The 1,379-nt window shown below is 67.9% G+C and carries 1 protein-coding gene; it reads left to right on the top strand.

The features are described from left to right. Positions 1–125: 125 nt before the first annotated feature. A complete protein-coding gene (locus tag ACH4EW_RS32360) occupies positions 126–1,379 on the top strand; it encodes an ABC transporter substrate-binding protein (RefSeq protein WP_398263121.1) in 1,254 nt (417 codons plus the stop codon).

Genomic DNA, 1,379 nt, shown 5'->3' with positions numbered 1-1,379 from the left:
CTCGGCAGTCATCTGGCGGCGTTCGCCGCCGAACGTGCCCGGCACACCGGCACCGTCCAGACGGTGCCGGCCAAGTGACAGGCCCTCTTCCCGGCCCCGCCCTCACGTCCTCGGAGGACCACCTCATGTCCCGTCTCCTCACCCGCCGTTCCAGAGTCCGTGCCGTCGCCGCCCCCGTCCTGGCCACCGCGCTCGCCGCCGGTGTGCTGGCCGGCTGTTCCGGCAGCGGCGACGACAACACCGTCACCATGTGGACCTACCCGGTCATCTTCGACGAGGCCAAGAACAAGGCGTACTGGGACGGCCTGGTCAAGGCATTCGAGAAGGAGCACTCGGGAGTCAAGGTGAAGGTGGAAACCTTCCCGTGGGCCAACCGCGACACCGCGCTGGCCACCGCGATCGCCTCCGGCAAGGGCCCGGACGCGGTCTACCTGATCCCGGACCAGCTGCCGAAGTACGCCAAGAGCATCGTCCCGGCCGACGAGTACATGCCGTCCGACGCCAAGTCGGACTACACCGACTTCGCGCTGAAGTCCGTCACGATCGACGGCAAGGCGCTCGCCACCCCGATCCTGACCAGCGCCAACCCGCTGATCTGCGACAAGCGGGTGTTCGCCGCGATCGGTGAGAAGAACTACCCGACGAGCTGGGCGGACCTTCAGGCACTGGCCCCGAAGCTGAAGGAGAAGGGCTACTACGCCACCAGCTACAGCGGTGACACCCAGCAGACGCTGAACATGACCTTCTACCCGCTGCTGTGGCAGGCCGGCGGCGACGTCTTCTCCGAGGACGGCAAGAGCGTCACCTTCAACGACGCGGCCGGCGTCAAGGCCCTGACGTATCTGAAGAAGCTCGTCGACGGCGGCTACACCGACAAGGACCTGGTCACGACCACGCCCAAGCTGGAGCAGACCCCGACTGCCAAGGGCAGGATCGCCTGCACCTGGCAGAACACCCCGGCGGACGTCGAGCCGTTCTGGGGCAAGGAGAACATCGTCGTCCAGCCGCCGCTGAAGGACGTCGAGTCGGTCGGCTACGGCACGGTCGGCGCCCTGTCGATGCTGAAGGGCGCCGACAAGAAGAACACCGGCGACTGGCTGAACTTCGTCGCCGAGTCGAAGAACGCGGCCGGTCTCCAGAAGGCCGCGGGCTACTTCCCGGCCCGTAAGTCCGGCGGCGACCTGTACCCGGACGACGCCCTGCAGACGGCGGTCGGTGCCACGCTGCCGAGCATGACCGTGGGCCCGCTCCAGGACAAGTCCCGTGAGGTCCAGGGCGTCCTCGCGCCGGAGATCCAGGCCGCGCTGCTCGGCAAGAAGAGCCCGCAGGAGGCGCTGAACGCCGCGCAGAAAGCCGCGCAGGCGATGCTCGGCCGCTGA

It is taken from the genome of Streptomyces sp. NPDC018000 (genome assembly GCF_044328025.1).
Classification (GTDB): domain Bacteria; phylum Actinomycetota; class Actinomycetes; order Streptomycetales; family Streptomycetaceae; genus Streptomyces.
The sequence above is the reverse complement of the archived record's forward strand: the minus strand, read 5'-3'. Positions and strand labels throughout refer to the sequence as shown.

Coding starts and splice junctions, on each gene's coding strand:
- ACH4EW_RS32360 (WP_398263121.1), top strand. CDS start 126: ATGTCCCGTCTCCTCACCCGCCGTTCCAGAGTCCGTGCCGTCGCCGCC.